At 69.4% G+C, this 20,803-nt stretch carries 19 protein-coding genes and 1 tRNA gene; 13 read left to right on the top strand and 7 right to left on the bottom strand.

The window, feature by feature from the left end:
- Positions 1-10: 10 nt before the first annotated feature.
- On the bottom strand, positions 11-841 hold the full coding sequence (locus MKK54_RS04550) for a WecB/TagA/CpsF family glycosyltransferase (protein ID WP_244009462.1): 831 nt from the start codon (positions 839-841) through the stop codon (positions 11-13).
- Entirely contained in the window at positions 838-2,094 is a 1,257-nt protein-coding gene (locus tag MKK54_RS04545; protein WP_244009460.1) for a glycosyltransferase family 4 protein, read from the bottom strand. The genes MKK54_RS04550 and MKK54_RS04545 overlap by 4 nt, the downstream gene beginning before the upstream one ends.
- A 497-nt stretch (positions 2,095-2,591) precedes the next feature.
- On the opposite strand from MKK54_RS04545, the gene dps reads away from it, so the two are divergent.
- Positions 2,592-3,146 carry a DNA starvation/stationary phase protection protein Dps gene (gene dps, locus MKK54_RS04540; RefSeq protein ID WP_244009458.1) on the top strand — a complete coding sequence of 185 codons (555 nt, stop codon included), beginning with the start codon at positions 2,592-2,594 and terminating at the stop codon, positions 3,144-3,146.
- Positions 3,147-3,297: 151 nt separating this feature from the next.
- Here the strand turns inward: dps and MKK54_RS04535 are convergent.
- Positions 3,298-3,373 (bottom strand) — tRNA-Thr (locus tag MKK54_RS04535).
- Positions 3,374-3,599: 226 nt separating this feature from the next.
- Between MKK54_RS04535 and MKK54_RS04530 the strand changes: the two genes are divergently transcribed.
- The 3 genes from MKK54_RS04530 (at position 3,600) to MKK54_RS04520 (ending at position 5,282) form a co-directional block, all read left to right on the top strand.
- Positions 3,600-4,073: a TerB family tellurite resistance protein gene (locus tag MKK54_RS04530; protein WP_244009456.1), complete on the top strand. Its 474-nt coding sequence runs from the start codon at positions 3,600-3,602 to the stop codon at positions 4,071-4,073.
- Between the two features lie 64 nt (positions 4,074-4,137).
- Positions 4,138-4,569: a CidA/LrgA family protein gene (locus MKK54_RS04525; RefSeq protein WP_244009455.1), complete on the top strand. Its 432-nt coding sequence runs from the start codon at positions 4,138-4,140 to the stop codon at positions 4,567-4,569.
- On the top strand, positions 4,566-5,282 hold the full coding sequence (locus tag MKK54_RS04520) for an LrgB family protein (protein WP_244009454.1): 717 nt from the start codon (positions 4,566-4,568) through the stop codon (positions 5,280-5,282). Before MKK54_RS04525 ends, MKK54_RS04520 begins: the two co-directional genes overlap by 4 nt.
- Positions 5,283-5,308: 26 nt before the next feature.
- On the opposite strand, the gene MKK54_RS04515 is transcribed toward MKK54_RS04520, so the two are convergent.
- Together MKK54_RS04515 and MKK54_RS04510 are read right to left on the bottom strand one after the other, a co-directional pair.
- Positions 5,309-7,423, bottom strand: coding sequence for an ABC transporter ATP-binding protein/permease (locus MKK54_RS04515; RefSeq protein ID WP_244009453.1), 2,115 nt, complete (start codon positions 7,421-7,423; stop codon positions 5,309-5,311).
- 123 nt (positions 7,424-7,546) lie between these two features.
- A complete protein-coding gene (locus tag MKK54_RS04510; protein WP_409564126.1) occupies positions 7,547-7,840 on the bottom strand; it encodes a hypothetical protein in 294 nt (97 codons plus the stop codon).
- A gap of 206 nt (positions 7,841-8,046) precedes the next feature.
- On the opposite strand from MKK54_RS04510, the gene MKK54_RS04505 reads away from it, so the two are divergent.
- The 7 genes from MKK54_RS04505 to MKK54_RS04475 all read left to right on the top strand — a co-directional run bounded on the left by MKK54_RS04505 (position 8,047) and on the right by MKK54_RS04475 (position 15,880).
- Entirely contained in the window at positions 8,047-8,679 is a 633-nt protein-coding gene (locus MKK54_RS04505; RefSeq protein ID WP_313898373.1) for a 2OG-Fe(II) oxygenase, read from the top strand.
- 328 nt (positions 8,680-9,007) lie between these two features.
- On the top strand, positions 9,008-9,505 hold the full coding sequence (locus MKK54_RS04500) for a TadE/TadG family type IV pilus assembly protein (protein ID WP_244009449.1): 498 nt from the start codon (positions 9,008-9,010) through the stop codon (positions 9,503-9,505).
- A complete protein-coding gene (locus tag MKK54_RS04495) occupies positions 9,502-11,151 on the top strand; it encodes a TadG family pilus assembly protein (RefSeq protein ID WP_244009447.1) in 1,650 nt (549 codons plus the stop codon). The genes MKK54_RS04500 and MKK54_RS04495 overlap by 4 nt, the downstream gene beginning before the upstream one ends.
- A 481-nt stretch (positions 11,152-11,632) precedes the next feature.
- Positions 11,633-12,556 carry a ParA family protein gene (locus tag MKK54_RS04490; protein ID WP_244009445.1) on the top strand — a complete coding sequence of 308 codons (924 nt, stop codon included), beginning with the start codon at positions 11,633-11,635 and terminating at the stop codon, positions 12,554-12,556.
- Positions 12,546-13,076, top strand: coding sequence for a hypothetical protein (locus tag MKK54_RS04485; protein ID WP_244009443.1), 531 nt, complete (start codon positions 12,546-12,548; stop codon positions 13,074-13,076). Before MKK54_RS04490 ends, MKK54_RS04485 begins: the two co-directional genes overlap by 11 nt.
- 136 nt (positions 13,077-13,212) lie before the next feature.
- The gene (locus MKK54_RS04480) at positions 13,213-14,679 is read left to right on the top strand and encodes a DUF1800 domain-containing protein (RefSeq protein WP_244009599.1); all 1,467 of its coding nucleotides are present in this window, start codon (positions 13,213-13,215) and stop codon (positions 14,677-14,679) included.
- A 13-nt stretch (positions 14,680-14,692) separates the two neighbouring features.
- Positions 14,693-15,880 (top strand): DUF1501 domain-containing protein, encoded by a 1,188-nt coding sequence (locus tag MKK54_RS04475; protein WP_244009441.1) that lies wholly within the window; start codon positions 14,693-14,695, stop codon positions 15,878-15,880.
- A gap of 97 nt (positions 15,881-15,977) precedes the next feature.
- On the opposite strand, the gene groL is transcribed toward MKK54_RS04475, so the two are convergent.
- Positions 15,978-17,633, bottom strand: coding sequence for a chaperonin GroEL (gene groL, locus MKK54_RS04470; RefSeq protein WP_244009439.1), 1,656 nt, complete (start codon positions 17,631-17,633; stop codon positions 15,978-15,980).
- Positions 17,634-17,727: 94 nt separating this feature from the next.
- On the bottom strand, positions 17,728-18,015 hold the full coding sequence (groES, locus tag MKK54_RS04465; RefSeq protein WP_018042554.1) for a co-chaperone GroES: 288 nt from the start codon (positions 18,013-18,015) through the stop codon (positions 17,728-17,730).
- Positions 18,016-18,228: 213 nt separating this feature from the next.
- On the opposite strand from groES, the gene MKK54_RS04460 reads away from it, so the two are divergent.
- Both MKK54_RS04460 and MKK54_RS04455 read left to right on the top strand, forming a co-directional pair.
- Complete coding sequence (locus tag MKK54_RS04460; protein ID WP_244009437.1) at positions 18,229-19,239, top strand: magnesium transporter CorA family protein; 1,011 nt, start codon at positions 18,229-18,231, stop codon at positions 19,237-19,239.
- A gap of 81 nt (positions 19,240-19,320) precedes the next feature.
- Positions 19,321-20,784, top strand: coding sequence for a lipopolysaccharide biosynthesis protein (locus tag MKK54_RS04455; protein WP_244009435.1), 1,464 nt, complete (start codon positions 19,321-19,323; stop codon positions 20,782-20,784).
- Positions 20,785-20,803: the final 19 nt, after the last annotated feature.

Here is a 20,803-nt window from a genome sequence, read left to right as displayed (position 1 = left end):
CGGGCTCCCGTTAGGGTTTCGCGCGGTTTCCGCGATCGCGCGCGACGATGGAGAGGAAGCGCGGCACGACCGTCGCGTAGCGCCGGCCCAGCCGGCGCGGCTCCCGGATCAGCCGGTAGAACCACTCGAGCCCGAGGCGCGTCATCGCCGCGGGCGCGCGCGGGATCGTGTTGAGGTTCACGTCGAAGGCCGCGCCGACGCCCATCGCGATGGTGCCGGGCAGGAACGGCGCGTGCCGGTGCATGAAGAGTTCCTGCTTCGGCGTGCTGAGCCCGATCCACAGGATCTGCGTGCCGGCGGCCTGGATGCGCCGGTGGAGCGCGTCCGATTCCGCCTCGTCGAGGGGGCGGTACGGCAAGGTCTCGTGACCCGCGACCGCGAGACCCGGCGCACGCCGCGCCATCTCGCGGGCGAGGGCCTCCGCGACGCCGGGGCCGCCTCCGAGGAAGAAGTGCTTCCACCCCTCCGCGAGGCCGGCGCGGCACACCACCTCCACCGATTCGATGCCCGGCACCTGATCGATCGCCTTGTGGCCCCGCAGGCGCCCGATCCAGGCCAGGGGACGGCCGTCGGCGCAGACGAGCATCGCCGCATCGTGGGCCGCCATCACGTCGGGGTCGTCCTGCGCGCGGACGACGCCATGCGCGTCGCGAAACACCACGAAGGTGCCCGGCGTGCCGGGCCCACGGCGCAGGCGGCGGCCGAGAGCGGCGACGAGGCCGTCCATGTCGGTGATGGAGATCGGAACGCCGCCGAGGGCGTAATGCGCGATCTCGGGATCGTGGCCCCAGGCGTGCCGGCCGGCATCGTCGCACAGGGGTTCGGACGCGGACAGGATCATGGGGTGTCTCCATGAGAATGGCGGGCGCGGGCGGCGATGGCCTCGCGATAGATCGGGAGCGCACGAGCCGTGACCGAGTCCTCGGTCCATTCACGCTCGTACACCAGGCGGGCAACGCGCCCCATGGCGCGGGTGGCGTCCGGCCTCAGGACGATCCGGTCGAAGGCCTGCGCCAGGGCGGCGGGATCGCCGGGCGTGGCATGCAGGCCGGTCTCCCCCGCGACGACGAGGTCGGGCAGCGCGCCGATGCGCGAGACCACCACGGGAGTTCCGACGCTGAAGGCCTCCGCGATCACCATGGGCAGGCCCTCGTAGCAGAGGGAGGGCACGACCACGGCCTCGGCGGCGGCCATCGCCGCCCGCACGCCGGCCCGGTCGCGGGGGCCGAGATAGGTCAGGTTCGGCACGTCCCGCACGTGATCCACCAGCGGGCCGTCCCCGATGACGGTGACGCGGGCCCGCGTCAGGCGGGCCGCCTCCACCAGCGGCAGGATGCCCTTCTCGGGTCCGAGGCGACCGACATACAGGATGCCGGCGCGCGGGCCCTCCGGGACCGGGCCCGGATCGGCGAGGCCGTTGGGCTTGATGCGGATCCGGCTCTCCGGAAGACCGGCCGCCACGAAGCGGGCGCGCGCGAAATCCGTCAGGGCGATGAAGCGGTCGACGTCCCGCAGCCACGTGCCCGCGCGGCGATGCGTGTCGATCATCCGGGCCACCGCCAGCGAGCCCAGGCGGGACCCGCGATAGCAGGCGTGACGCACCGCGTTGTAGGGCGAACCCCCGATGCAATCCTCGCAGGGGCGGGCATCGCGCATCAGGATGCCGTTGGCGCAGGTGACCCGGAAGTTGTGCAGGGTCTGGACGGTCGCCGTGCCGGTCGCGCCGACGGCCGCGTGCATGCCGGGCGAAATGCGGGGAAAGACGTTGTGGGCGTGGACGACGTCCGGCCGGAAGGCCCGCACGGCGTCCAGCACCGCGGCGATGCCCCTCGGCGCGTAGGCCGCCTCGTAGGCGGTCCGCAGGCGGTCCACGGCCGTTCGGATCTCGGTGTTGTCGAGGAACAGGGTCTCGACGACCTGACCGGCGCGGCGGAGGCTCGCGACCTCCTGCTCCACCACCGCATCCTCGCCGCCGCGCACCTGATACCGGTTGTGCACGACGAGTATGCGCAGGGGCGCCGGATTCGGCTCCGGCGGCGTCACGAAACTGGCGCCATCCTGCTGCGCTCCGGCAGGCCGGTTGGCTCGGGCCATGTCGGGCGATCGTTCCACACGTCCGAGGGACATCTGATCAGTCTCCGGATTCGCCTCGTACCAGGTCCGGACAATGGACGGAGGAAGGACCGCGGACGGATCTTGCGGGTGCCGAAGCATCTCGCGGCCGTTTCGATCTATGCCGCAGACTCTTAAGATTCGATCGGCGTGATCGCCGATTCGCGGGGCATGACGTTTACGCACCCGTCACCGACTTGTCGGAAGGCCCGCCCGACGCAGGCCGATGAAGGTTCGCAGACCCGATCCGGCCGCGCCGTGAGGCATGCCCCGTCGCATGGCAGGCGGGTGGCATGCGATATCCGCATGGATAGGAACATGAACCGAACGTCGTCGTTGAATGCCAGACTGATCGGGTGAGGTGCGCTCGCCGCCCCTCGACCGAAATCACGTTCAACGAAATCCGGGGGCGCGCACCGCACTCGCCATGGGGCGAGAGGACCGGCACGCGTCCGCGACGACAGGAAAGGACGACACGAATGGCTGATTCCAAGGCTCAGGCCGGCAACCAGCGTCTCCACGAGACCCAGAACGGAACGAAGTCGAACGCCAAGAAGGTGTCGATCGAGGTGCTGAACGCGCGCCTGTCGGACGGCATCGATCTGGCTCTGGACGTCAAGCAGGCCCACTGGAACCTGAAGGGTCCCCAGTTCATCGGCATCCACGAGATGCTCGACGGCTTCCGGACCGAACTCGACGATTACAACGACAAGGTCGCCGAGCGCATCACCCAGCTCGGTGGAACGGCACGCGGGACCGCCGTGGCCGTGGCCGCCGACTCGAAGCTGAAGCCCTATCCGCTCGACGCCTACGCCATCGCCGACCATCTCGCCGCGCTGATCGACCGCTACGGCGTCTACGCCAACGCCGTGCGTCAGAACATCGACGACACCGACGAGGCGGGCGATGCCGGCACCTCCGACCTTCTCACCGAGGTTTCGCGCGGCGTCGACAAGCAGCTCTGGTTCCTCGAGGCCCACGTGCAGGAGCCGACCGGCACCCTGCGCGACGGCGACCATGCCGGCGCGCGCTGAACCGTTCCAAATCTGAGCAGATCGAAAGGGGAGGCGTCGCGAGGCGCCTCCCTTCTTCGTGTCGAGCGACGCGCACGGCGAGTGTGCCCATGCGTGGGTCTTGCCCGTGCTTGGCGGGCGCGATCGTCTGACGAAGAGAGTGGGAAATCGATGGTGCCGCAAGAGGGATTCGAACCCCCGACCCCCTCATTACGAATGAGGTGCTCTACCAGCTGAGCTATTGCGGCCCGGTTCCGGTTCGGACGCTGTGTTCCGGAGGGGACCGTTCGGGGGAGGGTCATATCGGGCGGCGGGGCGGATGGCAAGCTGGAACGCGCGGCGTACGGGGCCGGAGGCCACGGAAAATCGATGCATCGGAGACACGGTGACCGGCCTTCGTTCCGGGGAGGGGGCGGGTTGCTTGACGGGGTGAGGCGTGCCTCCGAAGGCTGGGCCGGCACCTCGAGGATCGCCATGTCGCTGATCGCCCGCCTTCGCGCCTATGCCGCCGACGCCTTCGGGCTCGGCGGTCACGATTCCGTCGCCGAGGAGGCGGACGAGCGCCTGGCGGCCATCGCGCTGCTCGTTCACGTGGCGCGTGCCGACGGCATCCTCGCGCCCGAGGAGACCGAACGGCTCGGCCGACTGGTCGAGGGACGCTTCACCGAGACCCGCGCCGAGGCGGAGGCCCTGATCGCGCGCGCGGCCGCCTTCGATGCCCAGACCCGCGACATGGCGCAGCTCGTCGAGATGATCGGGCACGAGGTCGGGCCGGACCGGCGCGCGCGCCTCCTGGCCATGGCCTGGTCCGTGGCGGGGGCCGATGGCAGCGTCCACGAGTTCGAAGAGGCGCTGGTCTGGCGCCTCGGCGGCCTGCTCGGCCTCGACGAGGCGGCCATCGGCGAGGCCCGCCGAAACGCCGCCGAGGGGCGGGTGGCGCTCCGTTGATCCACGGGCCACGACGATCCCCAGGCCACGTTGATCCCCGGGCCACGTTGATCCTCAAGACACGATGATCCTCTGCCTCACACTGATCCTGCTCGCGCAGCTCGTCGGCGAGGCCCTGGCGCGGGCGACCGACCTGCCGGTGCCGGGCCCCCTGATCGGCATGGCCCTGCTGCTGCTGTTCCTGGCGCTGCGGGACCGGGCGCCGCGCCTCGCCCCGCGCGTGCTGGCGCCGGCCCTGGTCGATGGACGGCTGGAGGGAACGGGCAAGGGCCTGCTCGCGAACCTGTCGCTGATGTTCGTGCCGGCCGGCGCCGGCATCGTCGGACGCCTCGACGTCCTGGCGGTGCACGGCATCGCCCTCGCCCTGGTGGTGCTGATCTCGACGGTCGCGACCCTGGCCGCCACCGCGCTGACCTTCGTGGCCGTGTCGCGCTGGCTGGCCAAGGCCAAACCGAAGGCCGAACCCACGATCGAGCGGAGGAGGCCCCTGCCATGACCGGGGACTTCGCCGTCTGGGTCTATCTCTCGCGCACGCCCCTGCTGTGGCTGACCGTGACGCTCATGGCCTACGTCGTCGCGGACCGGATCGCGCAGGCGACGAACCGCCATCCGCTGGCGAACCCCGTGCTGGTCGCCATCGCCCTCACGGCCTGCGTGCTGGAGGTGACGGGAACGCCCTACGCCACCTATTTCGAGGGCGCGCAGTTCGTCCACTTCCTGCTCGGACCCGCCACCGTCGCGCTGGCGATCCCGCTCTACGAGTATCGCGCCACCGTGCTGCGCTCGCTGGCCCCGATGCTGGCGGCGCTCGTGGTCGGGTCCGTGGTGGCGCTCGCCTCGGCCCTGCTGCTCGGCCGCGCCTTCGGCATCCCGCGCGACGTCATCGTCGCGCTGGCCCCGAAATCCGTCACCACCGGCGTCGCCATGGGCATCGCCCAGACGCTCGGCGGCGACCCGACGCTGGCGGCGGTGATCGTCATGCTCACCGGCATGACGGGCGGCATCCTGGTGACGCCCCTGATGAACCTGATGCGCATCCGCGACATGCGGGCCCGCGGCTTCGCGGCGGGCCTCGCCGCCCACGGGGTCGGGACCGCGCGGGCCTTCCAGGTCAACGAGGTCGCGGGGGCGTTCGCCGGCATCGCGCTCGGCCTCAACGCCTTCCTCACCGCGATCCTGGCGCCGGTCGCGGTGACGTTCCTGCGCTGAGCGCGGTTTTCGGTCCGCGCCGGGCGCTACTCGGCCGCCACGGGGGCGGGCACCTCGCGCGGCACGAAGCGGCCGTCATTGGCCGGCTGCATGTCGAGGCGCCGGTCGTGCAGGCCGTGCAGGGTCGAGCGGTGGCCGATGGAGACGATCGTGGTGCCCGGCAGGCGCTCGCGCAGCATCCGGTAGATCGCCGCCTCGCTCGGCTCGTCGAGGGCGGCGGTGGATTCGTCGAGGAAGAGCCAGTCGGGCTTGGCCAGCACGGCGCGGGCGACGGCCAGGCGCTGCTGCTCGCCCCCCGAGAGGCGCTGGTCCCAGGCGTCGATCTCGTCGAGACGATCGACCAGCGCCGGAAGCTGCGCCGCCACCAGGGCGTCGCGGATCGCCGCGTCGGAGAACATGTCGGTGGTGTTGGGATAGACCACGGCGCCGCGCAGAGTCCCCAGCGGGATGTAGGGCCGCTGCGGCAGCACAAGGGCCGACTGGCCCTTCGGCAGGTCGATCCGGCCCTTGCTGAACGGCCAGATCCCCGCGATGGCGCGGAACAGCGTCGACTTGCCCGAGCCCGACGGACCCGTCAGCAGCGTCGCGCCGCCCTTGGCGAGGGTGAGGGTCTCGGCCGAGACGATCTCGCGTCCGTCCGGCAGGCCGAGTCTGAGGTTGGAGGCGGTGACGTCGGCGCCGGTCTCGTTGCCCTGGAACAGGCCCTCGCCGGTGCCGCCGATCGCCTCGGCCTTGGTCATCGCCCGCTTGAAGGACGAGAGACGGTTGGTGTTGGCGCGGTAGGCCGCGATGGTCACGTAGGAGTTGATGAAGAACGACAGCGAGGATTGCACGCTGCTGAAGGCGTCGCCCGTCTGCTGGAACTGGCCGAGGGTGATCTTCTTCAGGAAGTAGGACGGCGCGGCCAGGATGTAGGGAAACACCACGCTGATCTGGCTGTAGGACAGGGTGAAGCTGCCGAGCTTGATCCGCCGGACGATGATGCCGAGGTAGTTGTCGATGATCGCGTGGAAGAGGGTGCCGAGGCGCACCGTCTCGGCACGCTCGCCGCGCAGCAGCGCGATCTGCTCGCCGTAGATGCGGGTCCGGGCCAGCGAGAAGCGGAAATCCGCCTCCACCTTCTCCTGCCGGAAGTCGAGCCCGATCAGCGGGCGGCCGATGACGTGGGTGAGCCAGGTTCCGACCACGGCGTAGCCGACCACGAGCCAGACCAGGAAGCCCGGCACCACCGTATCGGTGAAGGGCAGGACGAAGTCCCGTGACAGGCCCCAGAGGATGACCATGAAGGAGACCAGGGTCGCGGCCTGGGACAGGAGCCGGATGGAGAGCGTCGTCGTCTGCGAGATGAACAGGTTCACGTCGCTCTGGATGCGCTGATCCGGGTTGTCCGCGCTCTCGCCGGTGAAGGGAACGCGGTAATGCGTGCCGGCATCGAGCCAGCGGCCGTAGAAGCTGCGCGTGAGCCAGGTGCGCCAGCGGATATGCAGGGTGGCGTCCACGAAGGTGTCGAACATGCCGACCACGACCCAGATCGTGGCGAGCGGCGCGAAGACCCAGACGAGCTGATACCAGAAGGCATCGGCGTTATATTCCTGAAGCGCGTTGAAGAGGTCGCGGAACCAGAAGTTCAGCCTGAGCTGGAGGGCGACCTGCGCGAAGGTGATGAAGATCGAGAGGGCCACGAGGCGCTGGCCGACCTTGCCCTCGGTCGATCCGAAGAGCCGGAACGGCCCGATCTCCCGCGTCGGCTTGTCGGTGGTGGCGAAGTAGGGGTCCGCGATGAGCGTGATCGCGCGGATCGGCTCGAGATACGAGATCGCCAGCACGAGGCCGGCGAAGACCACGGCGCCGGTGGCGGCGAAGCTCGGCGGCAGGAGCGCGGCGAGGGTCGGCGGCAGCAGGCTCATCGCGGCGAGTTGCTTGGCGCCGGCCAGGAACAGGTAGCCGATGCCGTAAACCGAGACGAAAACCTTGAGGTAGGACGAGAGCTTGCCCGACGCGAGCAGGATGGCCGCCATGGCGAGGCCGCTCAGGGAGACGTAGAGCGGCGCCGCCGATCCGCCGGGCGCGATCAGCAGCACGAGGGCAAAGAGTGCCGTGACGGCGGCCTGCAGGCCGAGGCCCGTCCTCAATGCGGCCATACGCGTGTCCCTTGTGCTGGATCGGTCGGAGCGCGCGCCGGGGGCGCGCGGATCGGCCCGGCATTGCAGGCGGGTCGTGGCGAGATCGTGGCGCCGCCGCGCGGCGGATCGCCCCTCGCGGAGCTACCAGTCCCAGTCGCCGAATTCCGGCTCGCGGCAGCGATAGCCGATGGGGCATTCCGGGTTGTCGCGGGTGGGGACGAAGCGCAGCTCGGCGATCTCCGTGAGGCCGCACTGGCTGCGGTCCCGCACGAAGCGCTCGGCGACCCCGCCGCCGGGGCTGATCCAGAGGGAGCCCTTGCCCTTCACCAGGGCCATCGCGTCGGCGCAGGTCAGTCGCTGGGTCGTGACGGGGCTCTGGGCACCGGCCGGTGTCGCCAGGGCGGCGCAGAGGGCAAGTGCGAGGCGTCTCGTCACGATACTCGGCGCCGCTTCCTGTTTCGATACGGCCAAGCATGGCAGTTTCCGCGTGATGCGGAAAGGGGTTGCCGTCCGCTCGCCGCAATCGCGCGCTCTATCCACCGGGATTGCGCCCCGTGGGGCGCTCCACCCAGCGCGCGACCACAGCCTGACGGCCGGGTCCGCCCGAACGGACGAACGTCGAAGCCATGACCGCAGCAGCCGTGACGGGATTGTCGATCCTCAACCTTGATGCCGTGCGCGCCGCCCCCGTTTCGCGCGAGCCCTACAGCTTCTTCCTCGGCAACGACGTGCTGAAGCCCGAGGCCGTCGCCGAGATCCGCCAGGATTTCCCCGCCATCGCCAAGCCGGGCTACCTGACCGTCGACGAGGTCGCGCTGAAGGGGCGCTTCAAGGCGCTGATCGACGAGCTGGAGAGCGACGAGTTTTCCCGCATCATGGGCGAGAAATTCGGCATCGACCTCGTCTCCTGCCCGCGCCTCACCACCATCATGAAGCGCAGCCAGCCGAAATACGGCTCGATCCACACCGACGGGCCGTCCAAGGTGATGACGATGCTGATCTACATGAACGACGCCTGGGACGCGCCGGCCGCCGGCCGCCTGCGGGTGCTCTACGACGGCAAGAACTACGAGCCCTTCGCGGTCGAGGTCCCGCCGACCATGGGCACGATGTTCGCCTTCCTGCGCGCCGACAATTCCTGGCACGGCCACGAGCCCTTCGAGGGCGAGCGCCGCGTGGTGCAGGTGGCCTGGGTCAAGGACGCCAACGAACTGGAGCGCAAGAAGAAGCGCAACCGCACCGCGCAGTTCCTCAAGGGCATCTTCGGCCGCTGATTCCTAGCGCCCGCGAGGGTCGCGTTCCGGCTCGGATCGCATCAAGGCGATCCGAGCCGTTTTCATTTCCTCCGTTGCCGCCGCGTTCGCCTGCGCCGATGCGAACGTGCGGGCCGTCCGGATGACGTTATGTCGCAGCGGCTGTGAGCCCAGGGTCCCTGCGAACGCACGATGAGGATATTCGGCCGTCTGCTAAGACTATATTCCAATTCGTACCATGGCCTCACTCGCGCCGCCATCATCGCGAGGCTCTAAATATTCCTTATTGCGACGATCGAATTTCGCTTGATTCCGGATAGTCGCGGAAAGATCTCGTTATGAAAACGGTGTGATCGTCGGTCTCGTTGAAGCACTTTCGTGCAGCCACGAGCCAATGATCGTGAAAAACAGAGCCTACGGTATCGGTCTCGCTCGCCGTTTCTTTGCTTCTCAGCGTGGAAACGCTGCGGTCGAGTTTGCACTGCTGGTCCCGATCCTGCTCGCTCTCTTTGCCGGGATCGTCGTCTTCGGAATCTATCTCGGCGCGTCCCACAACCTGAAGCAGATCGCGTCCGAAGCCGCGCGGGCCTCCATCGCGGGCGTCAGCGATCAGGAGCGCGGCGATCTCGCCCGCCGGCGCGTCGCGACGGCCTTGACCGATGGGGCGATGTTCAAGCCCGGAACCGTTTCGGTCGCGGTCGGAGCGGATCCGGCCGACGCCACCCTCTACACGGTGACGCTCACCTTCGACGCCAAGACCCTGGGGTTTTCCGGGCTGTCCGGCCTCGTTCCCCTGCCGCCGGACTTCATCCGCACGACGGTCAGCGTCCGGCGGGGTGGTCTATGACCGCACCGTTTCTCGTCGATCGACGGGGGTCCATCGCCGTCTTCACCGCCCTCGGCTTCACGGCCCTGCTCGCCGTGGCGGCCATCGGCGTCGATTACGGCTCGATGATCGTGGCACGGCGCAAGGCGCAGGGCGCGGTCGACCTCGCCGCCACCCTCGCGGCGGCCGATCCGGGCCGCGCGGACGCCGTGGCGCGAAAGTCTCTCGCGGACAATGGTTACGCGGCGGAGTCGACGATCACCGTCCAGGCCGGCCTCTACGCGGGCGATGCGAAACTACCGGTCGAGGCCCGCTTCGTGTCCGCCCCGGCATCCCCCAGTGCCGTCCGGGTCGACCTGCTGACGCAGACCCCGACCTTCTTCGCACCGGCCCTCGGCTTCAAGCGCGACGTCCAGATCGGCGTCTCGGGGACCGCCGCCTCGGCGCGATTCGCCTCCATCAGCATCGGGTCGGGCCTGCTTCGCCTCGATGCCGGAATCGTCAACGGCATCTTCGGTGCCCTCCTGGGAAAGCCGGTCGCGCTCTCGGCGATGGATTACGATGCCCTGGCGAGCCTGCGCATCGACAGCTTCGGAATCCTCGACGCCCTTCAATCGTCCCTCGACCTGAAGGTAGCCAACTACACCGACGTCATCACCGCCAATGCGACGCTCGGGCAGGTGCTCTCCGCCCTCCAGACGACCGCCAACGCTACGACGGGCGGGGGCCCCGCGGCGATGGCCCTCGCGCAACTCGCCGCCGCGGCCCGGACGGCGACCGGCAGCGTGCCGATCGGTCAGATCATCGATCTCGGGGACGCGGCGTCCCTGGCGCCGGGGTCCGGCACCCAGGGGCCCTCGGTCGGCCTGATGGACATCCTGTCGGAAGCGATCCAGGTCGCGAACGGGAATCGCCAGGTGTCGGTGGATCTCGGCGCGAGCGTGCCCGGACTCCTGCGCACGCAACTCACGCTGGGGATCGGCGAGCGGCGCCAGAGTTCCGGCTACGTGCAGCCCGGAAGCCCGAAGGCGAGCGTGACCACGGCGCAGACGCGCCTCCTCGTGGAGGCGAGCCTCACGCTGCCGCTCAATCTCGGCTCGCTCACGCTGCCGCTCTACGTCCAGGTCGCGACGGCGCGGGCGAGCCTGCGCTCGGTGACCTGCCCCTGGACGGATCGCGCGCGCCGCCAGGTCGTCGTGGATGCGCAGACCGGGGTCGCGGATCTCGCGGTCGCCGACATCCCGAAGGTCCTCGTCGATCCGGGCGCCCGGGCGCCGGATCTGTCCCAGCCGGCGACGCTGCTCAGGGTGACGCCGCTGCTGACGGTCTCGGGCGGTGGCCGCGTCACCGTCGGAAGTCCCGCCGCGCAGGCCCTGACCTTCAGCGACGACGATATCTCCCGGCACACGATCCGCTCGGTCTCGGCGAGCGGGCTGACGCAATCCCTGACCGCCGGCCTGATCGGCGACCTCGACCTGCAGGTGAACGGGCAGAGTCTCCTCGGCGCCGTTCTCATCAAGAGCACCGTCGCGACCGCGCTCGCGGCCGTGACGCCCGCCCTCGACAAGGTCCTCGACAACACCCTGCGGATTCTCGGAATCCGCCTGGGCTATGCCGATCTCTCGGTGGACGGCACGCGCTGCGATCAGGCCGTGCTGGTGCAGTGATACCGTCGCCGCTCGATTCGCAGCGGAAGACGGTCTCGCTCGGCTCGCGCGGCGCCCGAGCGAAGCCTGAATCCGCCATCCCGAAGGGATCGAGCGGATTTGGAATGACGCGCGCGATCCGGAGCCATTCGGGTTCGGCCTGATCGAGCGCGGCCGGATCGAGACGCATCCTCCACCGAGAATTCCGGCCAGAGGCGTGAATCGCGCTATCTTGTGATTGTATGCCGGTGGTATCCGCCGCGCATGGGCTTCCGATTCCAGGAGATCGAGGGTCTGCGCGCGAACGCGCTGGCGAGGAACGATCGCCTCGAGCCGGCCACTCGGGTCTCGAGCCTCCCGGCCGGCGACGGGACGCCGGTCCTTGATCGGATGACGCGGGCCGCAAGGCCACGCCACGCGCGATCATCGACGGGTTTCTCGAATCGCGCTTGAGGGCGGCGAACCGGAAGAGACTGGAGGCGGCTTTGCGGGATCAACGGGTATGAGCGGCCAGGCACGTCGACCGCATGGTTCGGGGCACCTCATCGCGGTGGCGAACATGAAGGGCGGGGTCGGCAAGACCACGACGGTGGTCATGCTGGCCGAGGCGCTCGCGGCCGATGGCGCCTCGGTGCTGGTCGTGGATCTCGATCCGCAGGCCAGCGTCTCGGTCTGTCTCGCGGGCGAGACGCTGCTGGCCGAGATGATCGCGCGCGGGCGCACGCTCGAGGCCTATCTCGCCTTGAAGCTGGTGAGCCGCGAGAAGCCGCTGCTCGCGCCGCGCATTCGTGATCGGGTCAGCGTGACCACGCATCAGAACGAGCCCCTGTCCGTCTCTCTCCTGCCGGCCGGACCGTATCTGCGCCTCGTGGAGCGCGAGATCATCTACGAACTGACGGAGCGGAACTGCTCGATGCGCGCCATCGAGGACCAGCTCCGGACGATCTTTCAGGAAGAGTTCGTGCCGCTCGCGGCCCGCTACGACTACATCCTGTTCGATTGCGCGCCGGGCATCTCGCCGGTCACGGAGGTCGCCGTCCGGGGCGCGGACCTCGTGATCGTCGCCTCGATCGCCGATTACCTCTCGACCTACGGGCTCGACGCCTTCGTGCAGACGGTCTGGGGCAGCTCCGGTCGGCGTGGCGGCCAGCCCGCGCCGCTGCGTCCGCCGCACGTGCTGGTCACGCGCTTCCAGCAGCAGGTGCGCCAGCAGCAGCATACCCTGGCCCGCCTCCAGGCGGAGGCGGATGCGGACGATGCCGGGTTCCGGCTGTTCGCGACGCGCGTCCCGCAGGCGGCCGCTTTGGCCGAGGCGCTGATGCCGCGCGAGGTTCCGCCGACACTCTCGGGTAAGTACGGCCCGCACGTTTCCAGTGTCCTCATCCCGCTCGTGACGGAAGTGAAGGGGGTTTTCGGTGGCTCTTGATGTGGATGGCGCCGCGATTCTCGGAGTGATCGTCCGCGCGCCCGAGCTGTTTCCGGACATTCGCGGCGATCTCGCCAAGACCGGGCGCATGCTCGTGGTGAAGCAGCTGAAGGCCAAGGGCCTGATGCTCGACGGCCTGCGCCGCGTGCGCGAGGGCCTCGGCTCCGAGACCTTCGCACTGGTGCTCGACGGCCTCACCGATGCCGAGACGAAGAGCCTCGTGACGCGCCTCGACAGGCACCATCCCGACCTCAAGACCGCAGCGCCGGACTGGCCGCGCCGTCATCTGGCCGCTCTCGGGGCCGGCGCCCAACCCGTCGCGAAAGCGGCGGCGGCGACGCCGAAGGGCAAGGGGGCCGAGGCGGAACGTCCTTCCGTCAAGGCTCCGAAGGTGACGCGCGCGCTCGGCTCGGCCGCCTTCGCGGCGCGCTGGGACGGCAAGGACCACGACGCGAAGGCGTCGAAGTCGAAGGCACAGGGGAAAGGCGGGGCGACCAAGCACGGCAAGGCGAAGAAGTAGCCGGCGGCCGCGTTTGGACGATCACGTCGCCGCCACGTTTGCGTGGCGGTATCGATCCCCGTCGACAGCCGGAGATTCGCCCGTGGCCGGTCCTCGTCCGGGTTCATTGTTTCGTTGCGTCGTGCTCGGTGTCCTGATGGCGGCGGGGCCGGCCCGCGCGGCCCCGCCGCCCGCGGCGGATCTGGCGCTCCTCGATGCGTTGACCTGGGGGGCGAACGCGACGAGCTACGCCGCCCTCGCGGCGCAGGGGCGCGAGGCCTGGCTGGCGGCGCAGTTGCGGCCCGGCGGCCCGTCCGTCCTGCCGCCGGCGGTGCAGGCCCGGATCGACGCCGGGCAACCATCGGGCGAGCTGCTCGATCGGCTGGCCGCCCTGGACGCGCAGGCGAAGGCCGCCAACGCGCTGTCCGACCCGGAGGCGAAGAAGGCGGCGCAATCCGCCTATCAGGGTGCCCTGAACGACGCGCTCCGCCGTTCCGTCTCCGACACGATCCTGCGTGCCCTCTACGCCCCGGACCAGATCCGGGAGCGGATGACCTGGTTCTGGTTCAACCGTTTCAGCGTCTACCAGGGCAAGGCCAACGTCCGCGCGATGGTGGGCGATTACCTCGACACCGCCATCCGTCCGCACGCCCTCGGCCGCTTCCGCGACCTCCTGGGCGCCACCCTCGAACACCCCGCGATGCTGCGTTACCTCGACAATGCCGAGAACGCCGCCGGCCGCCTCAACGAGAATTATGCGCGCGAGTTGATGGAGCTGCACACGCTCGGCGTCGGAGGCGGTTACACGCAGCACGACGTCGAGGACCTCGCCCGCATCCTCACCGGAGCCGGTATCGAGGTCCGTCCTGAGCATCCGAAGCTCAAGCCCGAGCTGCAGGGCGCCCTCGTGCGCAGGGGGCCGTTCCTCTTCAACCCGGCCCGGCACGATTTCGGCGAGAAGATCCTGCTCGGCCATCCGATCCGGGGCCGGGGCTTTGCCGAGATCGCCGAGGCGCTCGACATCCTGTGCCGGCACCCCGCGACGGCGCGCAACGTCACGAGGGCGATGGCCGCCTACCTGCTGGGACATCCGCCGTCCGACGCGCTGGTCGATCGCCTCGCCGGCGTCTTCGGGCGCACGGACGGCGATATCGCCGCGATCCTGGATGTGCTGGTGCATGCCCCCGAATTCCAGGCTGGCCTCGGCACCGGGTTCAAGGACCCGATGCGCTACGTCCTCTCGGCCGTCAGGCTGGCCTATGACGACCGGGTCATCCTCAACACCGGCCCGGTCCAGGGCTGGCTCGGCCGCCTCGGCGAGGGCCTGTTCAACCGCTCGACCCCCGACGGCTATCCCCTCGACGCGGCGGCCTGGAACGGCCCCGGCCAGCTGACGACCCGGTTCGAGATCGCCCGGCAGATCGGAGGCGGGCCGGCCGGGCTGTTCAAGCCACCGATGCCCGACGCGGTGGAGGAGCCGGCCTTCCCGCTCCTTCAGAACCGCCTCTATTTCGGCGCCCTCGCGGCCACGCTCACGGGGCAGACCCGGGCGGCGCTCGGACGGGCGACCTCGCCGCAGGACTGGAACACCCTGTTCCTGTCCTCTCCCGAATTCATGCGCTGACGGAGCGAGAGCGATGAACAGGCGTGATCTGATCCGTACCGCGGGTGCGCTCGGGGCCAGCACCGTGGCGGGCCGGGTCTGGGCGGCGCCCAAGGCCGATGCCCGCCTGCTCGTCGTCTTCCTGCGCGGCGCCTACGACGCCGCCAACGTGGTGATCCCCACGGGGAGCGACTTCTATTACCGCGCCCGCCCGAATCTCGCGGTCGCCCGGCCGGACCTCGCCAATCCCGCCGCCGCCCTGGCGCTCGACGCCGACTGGAGCCTGCACCCCGCCTTGCGCGACACCATCCTGCCGCTCTTCGCCAAGGGGGAGGCGGCCTTCGTGCCGTTCGCGGGCACCAGCGACCTCACCCGCAGCCATTTCGAGACGCAGGACACGATCGAGCTCGGGCAGACCGTCGGCGAGTCGCGCAACTACCAGTCCGGCTTCATGGCGCGGCTGGCCGTGGAACTCACCCGGGTGCGTCCCATCGCTTTCACCGAGCAGTCGCCGCTGATCTTCCGGGGGCCGGAGCCCGTGCCGAACATCGCCATCAATGGCGTCGGCAAGCCGGGGATCGACGAGCGGCAGGCCGACCTCATCCGGGCGATGTATGCCGGCGGCCCGCTGGCGGGCGCGGTGAACGAGGGGTTTCGCGTCCGCGACGAGGTCTATCGCACGATCTCCGACCATCAGGCCCAGGCGGATCGCGGCGCGGTCTCGCCCAAGGGGTTCGAGTTGGCCGCCCGGCGGATCGGGCGCCTGATGCGCGACCAGTTCAACCTCGGCTTCGTCGATGTCGGCGGCTGGGACACCCACGTGAACCAGGGCGGCGCCACCGGCTATCTCGCCGACCGTCTCGGCGAACTCGGCCGGGGCCTCTCCGGCTTCATCCAGGAGATCGGTGCCGGCTGGAGCGACACCGTCGTGGTCGTGGTCTCCGAGTTCGGCCGCACCTTCCGCGAGAACGGCAATCGCGGCACCGATCACGGGCACGGCAGCGTCTACTGGGTGCTCGGGGGCGGCGTTCGTGGCGGGCGGATCGCCGGGCCGCAGGTGCGCGCGGACGAGGCGCACCTGTTCCAGAACCGCGACTATCCCGTGCTCACGGATTACCGGTCGATGCTGGGAGGCCTGCTGCAACGGCTCTATGGGCTCGACGGTGCCGGCCTCCGGCGCATCTTCCCCGATGCCGTGCCGAGCGACCTCGCGTTGATCTGAACGCGATAGCGCCGAGTCCGCGCGGCGTCGACGAACGAAAAAGGGGCCGCCTTTCGGCGACCCCCTTTCTTCTTCTGGGTCTGGAAGACCGGACTTCTTAGAAGTCCATGCCGCCCATGCCGCCACCCATGCCGCCGCCGCCCGGCATGCCGCCGCCGGCGGAATCCTTCTTCGGAGCATCGGCGATCATGGCTTCCGTGGTCACCAGCAGGCCGGCGATGGAGGAGGCGTCCTGCAGGGCGGTGCGCACGACCTTGGCCGGGTCGACGATGCCGGCCTGGATCATGTCGACGTACTCTTCGGTCTGGGCGTTGAAGCCGTAGGTGATCGAAGAGGTGTTGTCGGTGATCTTGCCGACCACGATCGAGCCCTCGACGCCCGAGTTGGCGGCGATCTGGCGGATCGGGGCCTCGAGGGCCTTCAGCACGATCTTGATGCCGGCCTGGACGTCCGGGTTGTCGCTCGTGAGGGCGCGGACGGCCTCACGGGCGCGGAGCAGCGCGGTGCCGCCGCCGGGGACGATGCCCTCTTCCACCGCAGCGCGGGTGGCGTTGAGCGCGTCGTCGACGCGGTCCTTCTTCTCCTTGACCTCGACCTCGGTCGCGCCGCCGACGCGGATGACCGCGACGCCGCCGGCGAGCTTGGCCAGGCGCTCCTGGAGCTTCTCACGGTCGTAGTCCGAGGTGGTCTCCTCGATCTGCGCCTTGATCTGGCCGACGCGGGCTTCGATGTCCGCCTTCTCGCCGAGACCGTCGATGATCGTGGTGGTCTCCTTCTCGATGCGGATGCGCTTGGCGCGGCCGAGCATCGGCAGGGTGACGTTCTCGAGCTTGATGCCGAGGTCCTCGGCGATCATCTGACCCTGGGTCAGGATCGCGATGTCCTCGAGCATGGCCTTGCGGCGATCGCCGAAGCCAGGCGCCTTGACGGCCGCGACCTTGAGGCCGCCGCGCAGCTTGTTCACCACGAGGGTGGCCAGAGCCTCGCCCTCGATGTCCTCGGCGATGATGACGAGCGGCTTGCCGGTCTGCACCACGGCCTCGAGCACCGGCAGCATCGCCTGGAGCGACGACAGCTTCTTCTCGTGGATGAGGATGTAGGGGTCCTCGAGCTCGGCGACCATCTTCTCCGCGTTCGTGATGAAGTACGGGGAGAGGTAGCCGCGGTCGAACTGCATGCCCTCGACGACGTCGAGCTCGGTCTCGGCGGTCTTGGCCTCCTCGACGGTGATGACACCCTCGTTGCCGACCTTCTGCATGGCGTGGGCGATCATCTCGCCGATTTCCTTGTCGCCATTGGCCGAGATGGTGCCGACCTGGGCGACTTCCTCGGACGAGGCGACCTTCTTGGCGCGGCTCGTGATGTCCTTCACGGCGGCGGTGGTGGCCAGATCGATGCCGCGCTTGAGGTCCATCGGGTTCATGCCGGCGGCGACGTACTTGGCGCCTTCGCGGACGATGGCCTGGGCCAGCACGGTGGCGGTGGTGGTGCCGTCACCCGCGATGTCGTTGGTCTTCGAGGCCACTTCGCGCACCATCTGGGCGCCCATGTTCTCGAACTTGTCGGAGAGCTCGATCTCCTTGGCGACGGTGACGCCGTCCTTGGTGATGCGCGGCGCGCCGAAGGACTTCTCGATGACGACGTTGCGGCCCTTGGGGCCCAGCGTCACCTTCACGGCGTCGGCCAGGATGTCGACGCCGCGCAGCATCTTCTCGCGGGCGTCGGAGCCGAAACGGACTTCTTTCGCTGCCATGTTGAATTCCTCGATCTGGTGGGAAGCCCCGAGGCGCCCGAAATGGCGCGCTCAAAGGGCTCGGATAGGGACGAAGGAAGAGGGCCGCGCCGTGTTAGGCGACGACGCCCATGATGTCGGATTCCTTCATGATCAGGAGGTCCTGACCGTCGATCTTGACCTCGGTGCCGGACCACTTGCCGAACAGCACGCGGTCGCCGGCCTTGACGTCGAGGGGATTCACGCGGCCGGCCTCGTCGCGGGCGCCGGGGCCGACGGCGACGATCTCGCCCTCTTGGGGCTTCTCCTTGGCGGTGTCGGGGATGATGATGCCCCCCTTGGTCTTCTCTTCGCCTTCGATGCGGCGGACGACGACACGGTCGTGCAGCGGACGGAACTTCATGAGCTGCCCTCTTGCTTCAAATTCGTGGATGGCGTTGATGCGGCGCGGCAGCGCGCTCAACCCAGGCCGTTAGCACTCTCTTGAGGTGAGTGCTAACGATGGCGCCGAGTTAGGCGCGCGGGCCTTTCGAGTCAAGATCGTCGCATGCATCCGCGACGGTTCCGCGACAGGATCATCCCCTCTTTTCACGTGGCCACGGAAAGTCCTTCGCGGATGATCGAGCTTCATGGACCGCAGGGTGCGGTCGAGCCGGAGACACACGCGCCGGAAAGCGCCTGCCCGCCGCACGCGGTGTGGATCGACCTGAACGATCCGAGCGCCGAGGAGGCGAACCGCGTCGAGGCGTCGACCGGCATCCGCGTGCCCTCGCGAAAGGCCCTGAGCGAGGTCGAGAATTCGAGCCGGCTGCGCCGCCTCAAGGGCGGATTCTCGCTCTCCTCGCCGATGATCACGTTCGACAAGCTCGATTCGCAGCTGAAGCCCCTGGGCTTCGTCCTGACGAAGGACCGCCTCGTCACCGTGCGCTTCCACGATCTGCACGCCTTCGCCGAGGTGAAGAAGCGGATCGACACCGGCGACGGCCCCTGCACCACGAGCACCGAGATCTTCCTGCTGCTGATGGAGGAACTGGTCGACAGCCTCGCCGACGCCCTGGAGGACATGGGGGCCGACCTCGACGCGCTCTCGACGCGGATCTTCGACTTCGACGTCCGCAGCGGCGCGGTCGCGGGGGATGCCCGCGCGTCGAGCCAGACCCCGCGTCGGCGCGACCTGGCCCTGCGCCGCATCCTGCGCGGCATCGGCCGGCGCGGAAAGGCGCTCGGCAAGATCCGCTCCAGCCTCCTCGGCCTGGAGCGCATCGTGCCCTTCGTGGCCAACGAGTGCGAGCAGATGCTGGGCGAGGAGCAGGTGCCGCGCTTCGAGGCGGTGCGACGCGACATCGCCTCCCTCGACGAATTCGAGATCCGGCTCTCGGAGAACGTTCAGTTCCTCCTCGACGCGACGCTGGGCCTGATCAGCATCGAGCAGAACAACACCTTCCGGGTTCTCACCGTCGCCTCGGTGGTGGGCATCCCGCCGACCCTGATCGCCTCGATGTACGGCATGAACTTCAAGCACATGCCGGAACTCGACTGGCTCTACGGTTATCCCTACGGCCTGACGCTGATCGCGCTCAGCGCCATCATTCCGATCGTTTTCTTCCGGATTCGGGGCTGGTTGTGACTGGTTGACGGAATGTTTGCGCTCCCGCGCTAGACGGGGGCGCCGCTTCGCGCCGGCATCCGAGGATGATTCGTCCGCCCCATGGCCGTGATCGCTGCCTTCGTCCTCAATGCCGGGCTGAACTTCGTCCTCGGCCTGCTCATCGCCAAGCTGCTGGGACCCGCCGATTTCGGCCTGTTCGCGCTCGCCACGGCCGGCGCCATCGTGGCCAACACCGTGCTCTTCGAGTGGCTGCGCCTCTCGGCGACCCGGTTCTACTCGGCGCGCGTGCGGGTCGACGAGCCCTGGATCCGCCAGGGCCTCGACCGGGCCTATGCCATCCTCGCCCTGGCATTGTTCGCCGCGGCCCTGCTCTGCGCCGGCCTCGGCCTCACCTTCGAGCCCGGCGCCGACGGGCGCCTCGCGATGACGGCCGGCGCGGCGATCGCCGCGCTGGGCATCGGGATCTTCGACTATCACGCGGCGCTCGCCCGGGCCCGTTTCGACGGCGGGCTCTACTTCAAGCTGGTCGCGATCAAGAACGGCCTCGCCTTCGCCATGATGGCGGGCGCCGCCTGGTTCTTCCCCCAGCCGGTCTGGGTGCTGGCCGCCGCGGGCGTGAGCCAGGCCCTCGCGATCCTGCTCCTGCGCGGACCCTTGCGCGATCCCGTCGCCCCCCGCGTGCGGGTTCGCCTGCGCGAGACCTGGCGGCTCTTCGTCGCCTACGGCCTGCCGCTGATCGCCGCCAACGCGATCTACCAGCTCCTCCCCTTCATCAACCGGGGCAGCATCGCGGCCCATGGCGGCCTCGCGGAGGCCGGCTACTTCGCGCTCGCCGCAGACGTCACCACCCGCAGCATCGGCACCCTCGGCACCGCCCTCGACCTGCTGCTGTTCCAGCTCGCCGTCCGGGTCGAGGAGGAGGAGGGCAGAGCGGCCGCCGAGCGTCAGGTCGGACGCAATGTCGGCGTGGTCGTCGCCCTGCTGCTGCCCTGCGCCGTCGGGTTCTGGGCCGTGCTGCCGGCGCTCCAGGCCCTGGTGGTGCCGGAGGCGTTCCGAGGCCCGTTCTCGGCCTATGCCGAGCTGATGATTCCGGGCTTCTTCTGCCTCGCGATGATGAACTTCGCCCTCAACCCGATCTTCCAGATCCGCCGGCGGACCCGCCCGGTGATCGCCGCCGCCCTGGTCGGGCTCGGCGTGAACGGTCTCGGCCTCTGGCTCCTGCCCCCGCTCCTCGGTCCGGAGGGCGTCGCGATCGCGCAGACCGGGGGGCTCGCCGCCGCCACGCTGCTCCTGGCTCTCCGCGCGCTCACGGGACGCGACCGCCTGTCCCTGCCGTGGTGGGACATCTTCGCGGCCGGAATCGCCGCGCTGGCGATGGCGCTCTGCCTCGTGCCCCTGCGGCACGGCGATCCGGCCCGCGCCCTGGCGCTCTGCATCCCGCTCGGGATCGTGGTCTACGGCGCCCTCGTCTGGCTCTTCGACATCGCGGGCCTGCGCGGGCACGCCGAGGCCCGCTTCGCGCGCCACCCCGGCCTGACGCCCGCCTCAGCCGAGGCCGAATAGGCCCGCGCGGCCGGATGCC

The sequence above is a fragment of the Methylobacterium sp. J-068 genome (assembly GCF_022829445.1).
Lineage (GTDB): Bacteria > Pseudomonadota > Alphaproteobacteria > Rhizobiales > Beijerinckiaceae > Methylobacterium.
Note: the sequence above shows the minus strand (reverse complement) of the source record. Positions and strands in the feature narration are given on the sequence as shown.